The sequence below is a fragment of the Priestia sp. AB genome (genome assembly GCF_028369225.1).
GTDB classification, from domain to species: Bacteria; Bacillota; Bacilli; order Bacillales; family Bacillaceae_H; genus Priestia; species Priestia megaterium.
On the sequence record NZ_JAQMYN010000003.1, the window covers coordinates 79,403 to 92,753 of the forward strand.

The window sequence follows — 13,351 nt, forward strand, 5'->3', positions numbered from 1 at the left end:
CTCCAAAGTTCATTTTTTGAATAGATTTTCTACTAAGAAATTGACCGCACCATGTAATAGCGGTCTTCTCCTTCGCCAAACTCTCCTGCTCGCGTTTCTTTAATGGTAAAGCCCATTTTTTTATACAACTTCACAGCCCCTTCATTTTTTACATTCACAGTCAAACAAACGCTTTCAAAATTATCTTTTTTTAGAATTGAAAATATTTCTTCTAAGAACAGCTGTCCAATTCCGCTTCCTTGTTTATCAGAGCGGACGTAGAACCCAAAGATATAAGCTTTTGTGACATCTTTGTAATCTCGAAGCAGCTCGCAAATGGCAATTGGCCTTACGTCATTTTCCTGGAAATATTGAATAAGCTTGCCGTAGCGCGCTAAAGGTACAAGCGTCTGTTCATCAACGGCTCCCATGCCCGGAAACGCATCTTTTTCAAGTTCAATCATCATTTTTTGCTGCGCGGGACTTAACGACTGTGGGATTTCGATATAATACTGCTCTTTTAATGCATCCATTTTTCTTTCCTCCTTTTTTCACTTTCATATTTTGCATCTTGCAGCGGCCATATTGGACTTGGAAGGTGCTGATAATTAAAGGTCGTTAAGCGATTTGACGCTACGCCTGGAGCATCCACATAGATGATAGATCCTACAAGCGGTTCAAAAGCGGCTCTGAAATGATTTTTAGCTTTTAAACCAATGATTTTTTTCTTCGCTGGCTCAATGCCAATATGGCGAAAAAGTTCAGGATCATTTGCTGATACCGGCCTTCCAATCAGCAAAATATCCAATTCTCCTACTCGAATATGAGCTGCCCCTTTTACATTTACTTTCAAATGCTGATTAAACGGGCCCGAATTGTAAAATTCACCTTCTGATAAACCAATGACCTTTGCTTCAACTTCAACGGGCTTTCCAAACTCAGGAGAAACTTTTCCTCCTAAGGAAAGAGAGACGTAGTTCCCAACTCCTTCCTGCACGCATTGTTTAATAGATTCAGGGTCATAAAGACCTCCAAACAGTGTCCCCGGCATATTTAGCTTCAGCATGTATTCCAAAAGCTCTGTTGTATCGCCGCTTCCGCAGCTTAAAGGATTATCTGCTATATCAGCGAGCACTGTCGGCTTTGTGTTGGATAGTTTTAACGCTGTTTGCAGACCTTCTTCAACGGTAGGCAAATCGACTATAAATTCTTCTTTTATATTCCAAAACTGAGAAGCTAGTGTATTTGCTGTTTTTTCTGCTTTTTCAGGATTCAAAGCAGCTACGAGCACGCTTGCTCCGGCGATTGGAATATCGGAATATGGAAAGCCTCCAAAAACGGAAACATTATATACGTCTTCTTCTTGCTCAGCTTGCTTAGCAAGGTCAATCATTTTTTTCATAGGGCCTTCTGCTGTTCGCATATTAATTGAGGGCAACAGCATAGGCAATTTTTTTAAAGATGCATAATAGACAGCGCTTTCTTTTACTTGTGTTAAAAGCGCTCGCGCAGCGTTCACTCCTTGTTCGTACATATCAACATGAGGATATGTTTTAAAACCAAAGTGAAGCGGCGTGTACGTAAGCATATCTTCACTGACATTTGCATGCATATCGAGCGTAGTAGCAATAGGAACGTTATTTCCTATACAGCTTCTTATTTGACCTAACAAATGAGCTTCAGGATCGAAAAGATGCTCTACTACCATTGCGCCGTGCAAAGCGATTAACAAGCCATCTAGCGGGCCGGCGTGAGTAAGCGCATGCAGCATTTGCTTTTCAATTGTGTAATAAGCCGCCGAAGATACAACCCCAGACGGAACTGCAGCTGCACAAACAAGGGGAACGATTTCTACTTGCTTCTCTTGCTTTAATACATCCAAAAATCCCCCTACTTCTGTTTTGGTTCCTGAGTATGCTTTATATATTTCCGTTCCAACAAAATATCCTTCTTGTACAAACTGTTCTATTTCTGTTTTTAATGGACTAAAGCTGTGAGATTCATGATAAAAAAAGGCAATGCCAATGCGATATGAAGACATGTGCTCCTCCTTTTCGCTAAGGTGCGAGATTAATAGTTGGTGTAGACAGACTTCCATTCTGTCATTACATCAAATGCATGATGAGAAACTTCTCTATGGCCGTTGCCAGACATTTTCATTCCTCCGAATGCTACTCCCATTTCAGCATTAGATGTTCCGTTATTGATATAGACTAATCCGCTAACAGCGTCTTTCGCCGCTCGGCTGGCATCATGTAAGCTTCTTGTATAAATAGAAGTGGAAAGTCCGTACATCGTTCCATTATTGACGCTCATTGCTTCTTCATAGCTATTTACTTCAATAAAAGCAAGCACGGGGCCAAAAATCTCTTCTTGAGCAATTGTGTGATTCGAATGGACGTTATCGATGATTGTAGGCATGTAATAACAAGCCCCTAATTCTGATAAAGCACGACCTCCAAGCGCAATATTCCCGCCTTCTTCTAACGCTTTTTGTACGTAATCTTCTACTAAACGACACTGCTGTTCATTAACAAGCGGTCCTATCACAACCCCTTCATCAAGACCATTTCCAATCTTCATTTCTTCTGTAAGAGCTATTACTTTTTTCAACAGCTCTTCTTTTACTGAACGATCCACGATGACTCTGCTAGCTGCGGTACAGCGCTGCCCCGTTGTCGTAAATGCTGATTTAACAATTCCTTCTGCTGCTTTATCCAAATCGGCATCTTTTAATACGATAACCGCGTTTTTTCCTCCTAGCTCTAAAGAAATACGCTTTAAGGTTTTGCTGCTCATTTCTGCTAATTGCTGACCAACTTCCGTAGAACCTGTAAATGAGATGATTTTCACTTCAGCGTGTGTAGCAAGTCTTTGTCCAACGATTCTGCCCGATCCTGTAAGCAAGTTAATTGTTCCTTTTGGAAGCCCCGCAGCGTGCAATACTTCCATAAAAATCTTCGCTGAGAGCGCCACTTCTGAAGCCGGCTTCCAAACAACCGTATTGCCAGCGATTAAAGCAGCAAACATTTTATAAGAAGCGAGAGAAACAGGAAAGTTCCAAGGTGTAATACATGCCACAACTCCAAGCGGTTCGCGAACCATTTTTATATCTCGGTCAGGAAAGCCAGCGGGCACTATTTCGCCAAACAAACGTCTTCCTTCTCCCGCCATATACTGAGCTGTTGCAATGACGACACCAACTTCGCCTATTGATTCTGTCAGCGGTTTTCCCATCTCTTTTGTCATCACTTGAGCGAGCTCTTCTTTTCTGTCTTCAAAAATCTCAGCTGCTTTTGTTAAAAATGCTGCACGTTCAGGGATAGATGTATTTTTCCAGTGGCTGTAGGCTGTACTAGCCGCTCTTACCGCAGCATCGACTTGACTAGCCGTAGCGGCTGCGCACGTTCCGACGAGCTCTTGTGTTGCAGGGTTTATACTTTCAAAATAGGCTTGCTCCTCTTCACTTACCCACTCGCCGTTAATATATAAATTTCCTTGTAACAGTTCAGTCTTAGTCTGACTCATATTGTTACCCTCCTTTTCATTTAAAAAGCTAGTTAATTGAAACTGCTTCTGTGATGGCTTCTTCTAGTAAAGACAGCCCTTGATCCAGCACGTCTTTATCAATATTTAGCGGAAGCATTAAACGAATGGTTTGCCCTTTGACTCCACAGTTCATAATTAGCAGTCTTTTTTCCAGCGCTTTTGATTTAATAATAGGGACATAAGCAGCTGCTGTTTCAACATGAAATTCAATACCAATCATCATACCAATTCCTCTGACCTCTTTAATAGCCGGCAAATGTCCGATAGAATGCTGAAGGCGTTTAACAATATCAGCGCCTACTTTTTCACTGCGCTCTACAAGCTTTTCTTCTTCAATGATTGAAATATTAGCTAAAGCCGCTGCGCACGATACTGGATTTCCGCCAAAAGTAGAACCATGTCCAGCTGTTGGCCATTTCTCATGCAGTTCTCGGCTTGCTACAATCGCTCCTAGTGGCATACCACCGGAAAGAGCTTTTGCTAAAACTAAAATATCTGGTGTGACTCCAGCATGTTCTGCGGCAAACATTTTTCCAGTGCGCCCAAATCCCGTTTGCACTTCATCAAAAACAAGCAGAATGCCATAATCATTCGCTATGTCTCTCAGTGCGCGTAAAAAGCTAGAAGGAGCAGGGTAATAGCCTCCTTCACCCATGACTGGCTCAATTACAATCGCTGCTACGCGTGAAGGATCCACTCGCAGTTCAAACAGCTTTTGCAGTTGATTTAAGCAATATGCTTCTGCATCTTCCTCGTCAACATTAGGAAGCTGACTTGGATAAGGATAAGGAACGTGATACACTTCTCCTAAAATCGGCTCGTAGTAGCTTCGGTACTTGGAGCTTGAAGCCGTAATAGCTGTAGCTCCTAGTGTACGACCGTGAAAAGAACCTTCAAAAGCAATTATCGCTGGTCTGCCAGTGGCCGCTTTTGCTAATTTGAGCGCACCATCAATGGCTTCTGCGCCTGAATTTGAAAAAAACACCGTGTCTAAGTTTCCAGGCGTAATTTGCGCAAGTTTTTCTGCCAAATTCACTGCTGTTTCGTAATAGCCGTAGTTTAAGCCTAGGTGAAGCAGCTGATCTGCTTGTTTTTTTATCGCTTCTACCATCTTTTCATGCGTATGACCCACTGCATTGACAGCTACTCCTGATACAAAATCAATATATTCCTTGCCATCAGCTGTCCAAAATTTTGCACCGTGCGCTTTTTCAATAACAAGCTCTGTTACTCTTGTCATCACCGGTGATAAATGTTTTTTTCCTTTGATTTGAAGCTCTTCCGTTTTATTTTGCACTTTCATATGACTCATCCTTTCTTATGTGCTGATAAAAAATAGAAAACGCATGATCTAGCAATCTCACTATTTCATCAACTTCTGATTTCGTTATATTTAAAGGAGGACTGATAATGATATGTTCTCCTTTATGTCCATCTATAGATCCGGATCCTGGATAAAAGACGCCTCCAAGCTCCATACAAATTTCATTGAGCTTTTCGCTGGCTGCTTCACGTGGCTCGAAAAATATCTGTTGATTGGCGTCTTTCATTAGTTCTAATCCAATTAAAAGTCCGCGGCCGCGAATATCTGAAATATAAGGATGCTTGCGCTGCAGCGCTACTAAACATTCCATTAAATACGCGCCTTGAGTTTCAACGTTTTGAAGGATATTCATTTCTTCATACATATCCAAGGCAGCAAGGCCTGCCGCTATTGAAACAGGATGTCCACTGTACGTATAGCCATGAAGAAATTTCCCGCTGCTATTTTCTAACAGGCCTTGAATTAGACGGTCATGGACAATCATTCCTCCTAAAGGAGCATACCCAGCTGAAACTCCTTTACCAAACGTTAGGATATCCGGTTCGATTCCGAATTGTTCCACTGCAAAATCAGTTCCCGTTCTCCCGAAGCCTGTCATCACTTCATCAACAATCAAAAGAATGTCATAGCGGCTGCAAAGCTCACGTACTTTTTTGAAATAGTCAAGCGGAGGTACAACAGCTCCTTGCTGACTTCCTACGATGGGCTCTGCGATAAAAGCTGAAATATTTTCTGGACCAAGCTCTAAAATGGTGCGTTCAATATCGGTGATACAGCTCCAGTTTTGATTTGCCGCGCAGTCTTCTTGATTGCGATTATACGGACAGCGATGACAATACGGCGAATAGACGTGCGCAAAATGTAAAAGGTTGGGTGTATAAGGATATCGTCTTTTTACATCTCCTCCAGCTGATAGTGCCCCTATCGTGTTTCCGTGGTAAGACTGCCACCTTCCGATTACGATGTGTTTTTGCATCTTTCCAGCATCTCTGTGATATTGCCTTGCTAATTTTAATGCACTTTCATTGGCTTCTGATCCTCCTGATGTAAAATAGACTTTGTTTAAATGAAGCGGCGCCATTTCTCCAATTTTGCCTGCAAGTTTATGCAAAACATCCGTTTCAAAACGCAATGTATGAACAAACGCCGCTTTTTTTGCCTGCTCCGCCATCGCCTCGGCTATTTGCGCAATACCGTGCCCTAAGTTTGCCGCCACGGCGCCGGAGCAGCCGTCTAAATACTTTTTTCCTTGTTCATCTATTAAGTAGCTTCCTTCACCATGCGTAATCATTGGATACTTTTTTGTTAAATCTCTATGAAAAACATAATCTCTTTTTACTTCGTCCATCTTTCCACCACCATCGCCATTCCTAATCCTCCTGCAACGCAAATAGTAGCCAGGCCGTATCGTCTTTTTTGCTTGTGAAGCTCATGACACAGAGTTGTTATAATTCTTGCCCCGGAGCATCCTAAAGGATGGCCAAGCGCAATCGCTCCTCCGTTTACATTCACTTTTTCTGATGTGATGTCCCATTCTCTTAAGCAAGCAATACTTTGAGCGGCAAATGCTTCGTTTAATTCAATCAAGTCCATATCACCTAAGCTTAAACCGACTTTATTTAAAGCAACTTGCGAAGCAGAAACGGGGCCAATTCCCATTTCCTTTGGAGAGACGCCCGCTGCGGCAAACGACACAACCTTTGCCATAGGCGTTAATCCAAGCTGCTCAGCTTTTTCTTCCGACATCAACAGCATCATTGAAGCGCCATCGTTTCTGCCGGATGAATTGCCGGCTGTCACCGTTCCATTCTTTTGAAAAACAGGCTTAAGCGCACCAAGCTTTTCTTTGCTAGTAAGACGAGGAAATTCATCTGTTGCAAAATGCCTCATACCTTTTTTTCCTTCTTTTACAGATACCGGGATAATTTCTTCTTCAAACAAATCAAGTTCTATAGCCCGCCTAGCTTTTTCCTGACTATAAAAAGCAAACTCATCTTGTTCCGTGCGGCTAATACTATATTTTTCAGCGAGCCACTCGGCCGTCTGTCCCATCGTAAACGTTCCGTATAACGTTTCAGGCTGTGATTTTGGCTGACTTTCTGTATTAGAGTCATAGAGTGTTAAATCGCCAACGTGAAAACCAAAACGAGTGCCTACCGTATAGTGCGGTGCTTGAGACATGCTTTCCACTCCTCCGGCTAATACCACTTCGGCTTGACCTGATAAAATGGACATAGCTCCATTCATTACAGCCTGCATGCCTGAACCGCACTGGCGGTGCACGGTATAAGCTGGAATACGTTCAGAGAATTGAGCTTTCAGCCCGGCTACTCTCGCTATATTAGGAGCATGAGCGCTTTGTTTCGTTTGTCCGACAATGATTTCATCAACAATCTCTGAAGTATATCCCGCTGAAGACAAATTGTTTTTCATCACAAGAGAGACTAGTTCTTCTGGAAGCGTATCTGCAAGCGAACCGCCAAACTTTCCAATAGGCGTTCGAAATGCATTTACAATCACTGCCATTATGCTGTCACCTCATTGTTTTTATTAAATAATTTAGAGACGCGAAAAGAAGCCTGGGTTTTTTGTTGCACTGTCTCTAAAGAAACACCCGGAGCTGTTTCAAGAAGTTCAAGACCAAGGTCTGTTACCGAAAAGACAGCTAATTCCGTAATAATCATATCGACTCGTCGCTCTGAAGTAAGCGGATAAGTTAACTCCCCAACTAGCTTTGACTCTCCTTGGCTGTTCGTATGAAGAGTGGTAACAATAACTTTTTTTGAGCCTTCTAATAAATCCATTGCTCCTCCTACGCCAAGAACACTTTTCCCAGGAACAGCCCAGTTTGCAATTCGGCCTGCTTCATCTACTTGAAGCACTCCAAGAATCGATACATTCACATGGCCTCCCCGTATCATGGCAAAGGAATCAGCGCTGTTAAAAAATGAGGCACCTTCCAAAACCGTGACGGGCAGCTTTCCAGCATTCACAAGTTCTGGATCTATATAATCTTCTTCAGGAGTAGGGCCAACGCCAAGAATCCCGTTTTCTGAATGTAAAAACACGTGAACATCGGGTGAAATATAATTAGCAACTAAAGTAGGAATGCCGATTCCTAAGTTCACTACATCTCCGTGACAAAGCTCTTTTGCAGCACGCGCAGCAATATATTGTTTGACGTTCATCTTATTGTTCTCCTTTCACTACGATATAAGTAACGTATAAATGAGGAGTTACAATTTCTTCAGGAGAAATCTGCCCAACTTCCACCACTTCTTCTACTTCAGCAATCACGATATCAGCAGCCGTTGCCATCATTGGATTAAAGTTTCTCGCTGATTTGCTGTAAATAAGATTTCCGAGTCGATCTGCTTTTTTAGCTTTTATTAGAGCTACATCTGCGTGCAGCGATTCTTGCAAAACATATTTCTTTCCTTTTAATACTCGTTCTTCTTTTCCTTCCGCAAGCTGAGTCCCTACGCTCACAGGCGTATAAAATCCTCCGATGCCTGCTCCTCCAGCCCTAATAGCCTCGGACATTGTTCCTTGCGGGATGAGCTCCACTTGGAGTTCTTGTTGTTGATAAGCATGTACAACTTCAGGGTTGGAAGTAAAATAAGAACCTATCGCTTTTTTTACTTGTTTTCTTTGAACCAATACACCTAATCCTTTTCCAGGTTCACCGAGGTTATTACTAATAATCTCTAAGTCTTTAAGGTTTGATTTGGCAATCGCTTCAATCAGACTAAGCGGGCTTCCAACGAGACCAAATCCACCTACCATAATGCGTGCGCCATCTGTTATTTTTTCTATTGCTTCTTCGCGCGTGATGATTTTGTTCATTTTGTTTCCTCCTTTTCTTTTTATATTTCACAGCGCTTTACGCGAAAAAAACCAAGCAGGACACAATGACTCCCCAAAGAAACAGGGATGTCCCCACTCTTTGTAAAGTGTGTGTGTCTGCTTGGTTTTAATAAGACCATGAAAAGAGGTTGTCTTCTCACTTTATTCTAACCAAACGCTATGTAATTTTTTGATTCACATTATCCCAGTAACGTTGGATTGCAGCCTGAAGCGCTACGATAATCGCCTGTTGAGATGGAGCAAAATAATAATTTTGAATACGTTCAATAAGAGGTTCAATTCCATCTGCAAGGCAGTAACCAATAAGCAGCTTCCGGAAAAAATTTTGCGTCAGCTCCGTAATAAACGTAAACTCAGCATTTACAATTTTATGCTCTGTCAGATCCACTTCTAGTACAATTCCCGCATGCTTATACATTTCATACATGGAAGTTCCCTGTGGAGCTTTTGCATATCCTGTCACAATGACTGTATTCAGTATTTGCATGCCCCTTAATCTCCTTTTAAAAACTATTTAATTACTCCGCACTTTTACACTAATAATTCTGAAAGGTCAAATGAGATTAACTCATATGCTTTTAGTTATGTAAGTGCTTTCATTTTTAAAAAGATATATTCTTACATAACTAATATTTCGCCTTTTCTAGACAAAATCCTTCTTTTCTTTTAAAAAAACTTTCTATTTTTTTATTTATTCCGCTTTATTGAAATTTATTCGAGTCTCCATCAAATTTTTCATCCGCTATACGGATGGACTCTGTTGGACAGCCTTCAAACGCATCTATTAAATCGTCTTCCAGCTCTTGGGGCACTTCAGTCGTGCCTTGATTATCATCAAGTATAACGAACGCAATTCCTTCATCATCATAATCATAAATATCAGGTGCCGCAGCTCCACATGCACCACACGCAATACACGTTTCTTTATCGACTATCGTATATTTCCCCATGATCATTCTCCTAACTAAGTTTAAAAGTTATTACTCATTACCAGCCGCGTTCTTGCATACGATTTTCTGGTAATAATGATGAAATTTCAATTCCTTTCATTGCACTTCCTAATCCTTTTGATAAGCTTGCAATCAGTTCATAGTCTTGATAATGCGTTGTTGCTTCCACGATTGCTCGCGCAAATTTTTCAGGGTTGTCTGATTTGAAGATTCCTGATCCAACGAACACACCGTCTGCTCCAAGCTGCATCATTAACGCTGCATCCGCGGGTGTTGCTACACCGCCTGCTGCAAAGTTTACAACCGGTAAACGGCCTTCATGTTTAATTTGCAGTAATAGCTCATAAGGCGCACCTAATAGTTTTGCTTCTGTCATTAACTCGTCTTCATCCATGCCTACAACTTTACGTACTTGAGCGTTTACTTGGCGCATATGACGCACTGCTTCGACAATGTTTCCTGTTCCTGGTTCGCCTTTTGTACGAAGCATCGAAGCACCTTCACCAATTCGTCTTGCTGCTTCCCCTAAATCACGGCATCCGCATACAAATGGAACTGTAAATGTACTTTTGTTAAGGTGATATTCCTCATCAGCTGGAGTGAGTACTTCACTTTCGTCAATATAGTCTACACCCATTGCTTCTAGCACGCGTGCTTCAACAATATGGCCAATACGAGCTTTCGCCATAACTGGAATGGATACAGCGTTCATCACTTCTTCAACAATTGTTGGGTCTGCCATACGAGACACGCCGCCTGCTGCACGAATATCAGCTGGAACACGCTCTAACGCCATAACAGCAACAGCGCCTGCTGCCTCTGCAATTTTTGCCTGTTCTGCATTGATCACGTCCATGATAACGCCGCCTTTTTGCATTTCTGCCATTCCCCGCTTCACGCGGTCCGTTCCATTTCTCACCATATTCAATTCCTCCTTTATATGTTCAAACACTTATTATGCAACTTCCATGCCAGTGTTAAAATATAGAAGAAATTAGTAAAAAACATTGATTTTTATGCCAAATTATTAAGCAGTTTTTAAAAAATTGGCAGGTGAAAGCCAATTTTTTAAACCAAAACAGCTCCCGTCCCTATTAGAGACGGAAGCTGTTTTGTTAAGGAACTAATACTAATTTTCCGGTCGTTTTTCTTCCTTGAAGCAGACGATGTACATCTGCCGCTTCATCAAGTGAAAATGTGCCGCCCAGCATTAATTTTAACTGACCGGCATTTACGTAGTTTAATAGCTCATGCAGGCTTTGCTGATAAAGTGTTGGTTTTGCCATCATTTGAGGTAAGAAAAAGCCTAGAACCGATTGATTTTTTTCCATCAGGCGGGCAGGGTTAAATTTTACAGGTTTTCCGCTAGCCATTCCGTAAAAAACGAGGCGCCCAAATGGTGCAAGACATTGAAGAGATTCATAGAATATATGCCCTCCTACCATTTCTAAAATAATATCGGCCCCTTTTCCTTCCGTTACTTCTAAAATTTGTTTTTCCCAGCCTGTTTCTGTGTAGTTAATCGCTTCGTCAGCTCCAAGATTTTTTGCAAGCTCAAGCTTTTCTTTGGAGCTCGCTGTAGCAATAACTTTTCCAGCTCCAAAAATTTTGGCAAGCTGAACAGCTAAGGTTCCAACGCCGCCTGCTGCCGCATGAACGATGACGGTTTCTCCTTTTTCAAGGCGACCCATTGTTTTTAAAATATGATAAGCCGTGAGTCCTTGAAGAGGCAAAGCAACCGCTTGTGTTAAATCCACATTCTCCGGCAAAGGAATAAGACCTCTTGAGTCAGCCAGCGTGTACTCAGCGTATCCTGTTGCTCGATTAGATCCCAGCAGCGTCACGACTTTTGTACCTACTTTTATCCCTTTTACATCCTCGCCTACTTCAACCACTTCGCCCGCAACTTCAGAGCCTGGGATAAAAGGCAGCGGTGTTTCGACTACGTATGCTCCTTCACGCCGTGCAGCGTCGGCGTAATTAACGCCGATTGCCGCAACTTTAATGAGCACATCTTTCTTTTTTGGTACAGGGCGTGCAATATCGATAACTTGAAGAACATCAGGTCCTCCGTACTGCGTAAATTGAATGGCTTTCATCTTATATCCCCCTCTTATTTCCCTTGAAATAGTGGCTTTCTTTTTTCTTTAAACGCAGATATTCCTTCTTGATGATCTCTTGTTTCTACCATAAGAACTTGCGTTAGCCTTTCTTGTTCAAGGACTTGTTCTAATGTTAAATGAAAGGAATCGTTGACAATTTTTTTCATTTTCCCATACGCTTTGGTTGGCCCTTGTGATAAGCGACTTGCAAAGGATGTGACCTCATCTTTCAGCTGATTTAACGGTACTACACGGTTTAAAAAACCAGCTTTGTAAGCCGTATCGGCATCCATAGGCTCTCCTAAAAATAATAGTTCCTTCGCTCTATGGGGACCAACGACCTTTGTAAGAAAGTAAAGGCCTCCTCCGTCTGAAATCAATCCAACTTGAGAAAAGCTTAATACAAACCGACTTTCTTCTGACGCAATGATAAAGTCAGAAGCGAGAGCTAAATTAAAAGCCGCTCCTGCTGCAAATCCATGAACTGCTGAAATAATTGGCTTCTCTAGATTTTGCATCGCTAAAATACATTCATTTAAACGGCCGATATGTTCATAAACATCAGATCCGGATGCTTGGCCCATCGTTTTTACATCGCCTCCGGCAGAAAACGAGCGCCCTGCTCCATTTAATATAACCACTTTAATAGACTCATCGCTTTGCGCCTGTTTTATTTCAGATGTTAACTTTTCAATCATTTCCTCACTGAATGCATTTAAACGATCCGGCCGATTTAACGTTAAAGATAAAATAGTCCCGTGCTTTTCTACTACTAAATCACTCATAATCCAGATTCCCTCCTCTTTACTTTGCATTAAACAATAAGCCACCCACCGTCTACTAATAAATCACTTCCTGTCATATAAGATGCCTCTTTAGACGCTGCAAAAGCAATAACGTTTGCAATTTCATCTGGTTTACCTACACGTTTTAAAGCCGTATTTTTTTCGATTGCCTTAGTGAAGCGCTCATTTTCAAGTGCAGGCTGCGTTAAAGGTGTTTCTACGAATCCAGGAGACACAGAGTTTACTCTGACTCCACGGGGAGCTAACTCAAACGCCATTGCTTTTGTAAAGTTAATTAAAGCAGCTTTAGCAGCGCTGTAGTGAGGGATTTGTGCCCCGGCTTTATGTCCTGAAAGAGAAGCGATGTTAACAATAGATCGATTTCCTCCTATTTCTTCAGTTAAAAAAGGAATCAAATGTTTTGTGACAAGAAATACGCTTGTTAAATTGACGTCCTGCACGTGTTTCCACTGTTCAAGCGTTGTTTCTTTGATTGTTGAATTAACTGATCCGCCTGCGTTATTAATTAATAAATGAATTTGTCCGTACTTTTCTTTTATAACCTCAGCCAGCTCTTTGACGTCTTCTTCTTTCGTTACATCAGCTGGGAAAATATCCGTGCATTTTCGTTCACACCGTATGTCAATAGCCGATGCAGCCTGTACTAGCTTTTCTTTCGTTCGCCCGACAAGAATGACGTGAGCTCCTTCTTTCGCCATTCTCTGAGCGGTCGCTTCTCCAATGCCGCTTCCAGCTCCTGTAATAACAGCTATTTGCCCTTCAAAACGCATAATA

At 41.8% G+C, this 13,351-nt stretch carries 14 protein-coding genes; all 14 read right to left on the reverse strand.

Annotated features, from left to right (window positions below; all coding sequences use genetic code 11):
* Positions 1-32: 32 nt before the first annotated feature.
* Positions 33-512 carry a GNAT family N-acetyltransferase gene (locus POF52_RS10045; protein WP_128820662.1) on the reverse strand — a complete coding sequence of 160 codons (480 nt, stop codon included), beginning with the start codon at positions 510-512 and terminating at the stop codon, positions 33-35.
* Positions 500-2,020, reverse strand: a complete 1,521-nt coding sequence (locus tag POF52_RS10050) for a M81 family metallopeptidase (protein ID WP_271992341.1) — start codon at positions 2,018-2,020, stop codon at positions 500-502. The genes POF52_RS10045 and POF52_RS10050 overlap by 13 nt, the downstream gene beginning before the upstream one ends.
* A gap of 29 nt (positions 2,021-2,049) precedes the next feature.
* On the reverse strand, positions 2,050-3,507 hold the full coding sequence (locus tag POF52_RS10055) for an aldehyde dehydrogenase family protein (RefSeq protein ID WP_271992343.1): 1,458 nt from the start codon (positions 3,505-3,507) through the stop codon (positions 2,050-2,052).
* 28 nt (positions 3,508-3,535) lie between these two features.
* Positions 3,536-4,831: an aminotransferase class III-fold pyridoxal phosphate-dependent enzyme gene (locus tag POF52_RS10060; protein WP_271992345.1), complete on the reverse strand. Its 1,296-nt coding sequence runs from the start codon at positions 4,829-4,831 to the stop codon at positions 3,536-3,538.
* On the reverse strand, positions 4,815-6,200 hold the full coding sequence (locus POF52_RS10065) for an aminotransferase family protein (protein ID WP_271992347.1): 1,386 nt from the start codon (positions 6,198-6,200) through the stop codon (positions 4,815-4,817). Before POF52_RS10065 ends, POF52_RS10060 begins: the two co-directional genes overlap by 17 nt.
* The gene (locus tag POF52_RS10070; RefSeq protein ID WP_271992348.1) at positions 6,188-7,378 is read right to left on the reverse strand and encodes a thiolase family protein; all 1,191 of its coding nucleotides are present in this window, start codon (positions 7,376-7,378) and stop codon (positions 6,188-6,190) included. Before POF52_RS10070 ends, POF52_RS10065 begins: the two co-directional genes overlap by 13 nt.
* Positions 7,378-8,040: a 3-oxoacid CoA-transferase subunit B gene (locus POF52_RS10075; protein WP_013083174.1), complete on the reverse strand. Its 663-nt coding sequence runs from the start codon at positions 8,038-8,040 to the stop codon at positions 7,378-7,380. The genes POF52_RS10070 and POF52_RS10075 overlap by 1 nt, the downstream gene beginning before the upstream one ends.
* Before the next feature lies 1 nt (position 8,041).
* A complete protein-coding gene (locus POF52_RS10080; RefSeq protein WP_013083173.1) occupies positions 8,042-8,698 on the reverse strand; it encodes a CoA transferase subunit A in 657 nt (218 codons plus the stop codon).
* Positions 8,699-8,876: 178 nt separating this feature from the next.
* Positions 8,877-9,206 carry a DUF3870 domain-containing protein gene (locus tag POF52_RS10085; RefSeq protein WP_013057066.1) on the reverse strand — a complete coding sequence of 110 codons (330 nt, stop codon included), beginning with the start codon at positions 9,204-9,206 and terminating at the stop codon, positions 8,877-8,879.
* Positions 9,207-9,420: 214 nt separating this feature from the next.
* Complete coding sequence (locus POF52_RS10090) at positions 9,421-9,669, reverse strand: ferredoxin (protein ID WP_176584606.1); 249 nt, start codon at positions 9,667-9,669, stop codon at positions 9,421-9,423.
* A 37-nt stretch (positions 9,670-9,706) separates the two neighbouring features.
* Complete coding sequence (gene pdxS / locus POF52_RS10095) at positions 9,707-10,591, reverse strand: pyridoxal 5'-phosphate synthase lyase subunit PdxS (protein ID WP_162214255.1); 885 nt, start codon at positions 10,589-10,591, stop codon at positions 9,707-9,709.
* A gap of 193 nt (positions 10,592-10,784) precedes the next feature.
* Positions 10,785-11,768, reverse strand: coding sequence for a quinone oxidoreductase family protein (locus tag POF52_RS10100; protein WP_013083170.1), 984 nt, complete (start codon positions 11,766-11,768; stop codon positions 10,785-10,787).
* Positions 11,769-11,782: 14 nt separating this feature from the next.
* Positions 11,783-12,556, reverse strand: coding sequence for an enoyl-CoA hydratase/isomerase family protein (locus POF52_RS10105; RefSeq protein WP_334314402.1), 774 nt, complete (start codon positions 12,554-12,556; stop codon positions 11,783-11,785).
* 29 nt (positions 12,557-12,585) lie between these two features.
* Entirely contained in the window at positions 12,586-13,347 is a 762-nt protein-coding gene (locus tag POF52_RS10110; protein ID WP_271992358.1) for an SDR family NAD(P)-dependent oxidoreductase, read from the reverse strand.
* Positions 13,348-13,351 lie beyond the last annotated feature (4 nt).

Coding starts and splice junctions, on each gene's coding strand:
- POF52_RS10045 (WP_128820662.1), bottom strand. CDS start 512: ATGGATGCATTAAAAGAGCAGTATTATATCGAAATCCCACAGTCGTTA.
- POF52_RS10050 (WP_271992341.1), bottom strand. CDS start 2,020: ATGTCTTCATATCGCATTGGCATTGCCTTTTTTTATCATGAATCTCAC.
- POF52_RS10055 (WP_271992343.1), bottom strand. CDS start 3,507: ATGAGTCAGACTAAGACTGAACTGTTACAAGGAAATTTATATATTAAC.
- POF52_RS10060 (WP_271992345.1), bottom strand. CDS start 4,831: ATGAAAGTGCAAAATAAAACGGAAGAGCTTCAAATCAAAGGAAAAAAA.
- POF52_RS10065 (WP_271992347.1), bottom strand. CDS start 6,200: ATGGACGAAGTAAAAAGAGATTATGTTTTTCATAGAGATTTAACAAAA.
- POF52_RS10070 (WP_271992348.1), bottom strand. CDS start 7,378: ATGGCAGTGATTGTAAATGCATTTCGAACGCCTATTGGAAAGTTTGGC.
- POF52_RS10075 (WP_013083174.1), bottom strand. CDS start 8,040: ATGAACGTCAAACAATATATTGCTGCGCGTGCTGCAAAAGAGCTTTGT.
- POF52_RS10080 (WP_013083173.1), bottom strand. CDS start 8,698: ATGAACAAAATCATCACGCGCGAAGAAGCAATAGAAAAAATAACAGAT.
- POF52_RS10085 (WP_013057066.1), bottom strand. CDS start 9,206: ATGCAAATACTGAATACAGTCATTGTGACAGGATATGCAAAAGCTCCA.
- POF52_RS10090 (WP_176584606.1), bottom strand. CDS start 9,669: ATGGGGAAATATACGATAGTCGATAAAGAAACGTGTATTGCGTGTGGT.
- pdxS (WP_162214255.1), bottom strand. CDS start 10,591: ATGGTGAGAAATGGAACGGACCGCGTGAAGCGGGGAATGGCAGAAATG.
- POF52_RS10100 (WP_013083170.1), bottom strand. CDS start 11,768: ATGAAAGCCATTCAATTTACGCAGTACGGAGGACCTGATGTTCTTCAA.
- POF52_RS10105 (WP_334314402.1), bottom strand. CDS start 12,556: ATGAGTGATTTAGTAGTAGAAAAGCACGGGACTATTTTATCTTTAACG.
- POF52_RS10110 (WP_271992358.1), bottom strand. CDS start 13,347: ATGCGTTTTGAAGGGCAAATAGCTGTTATTACAGGAGCTGGAAGCGGC.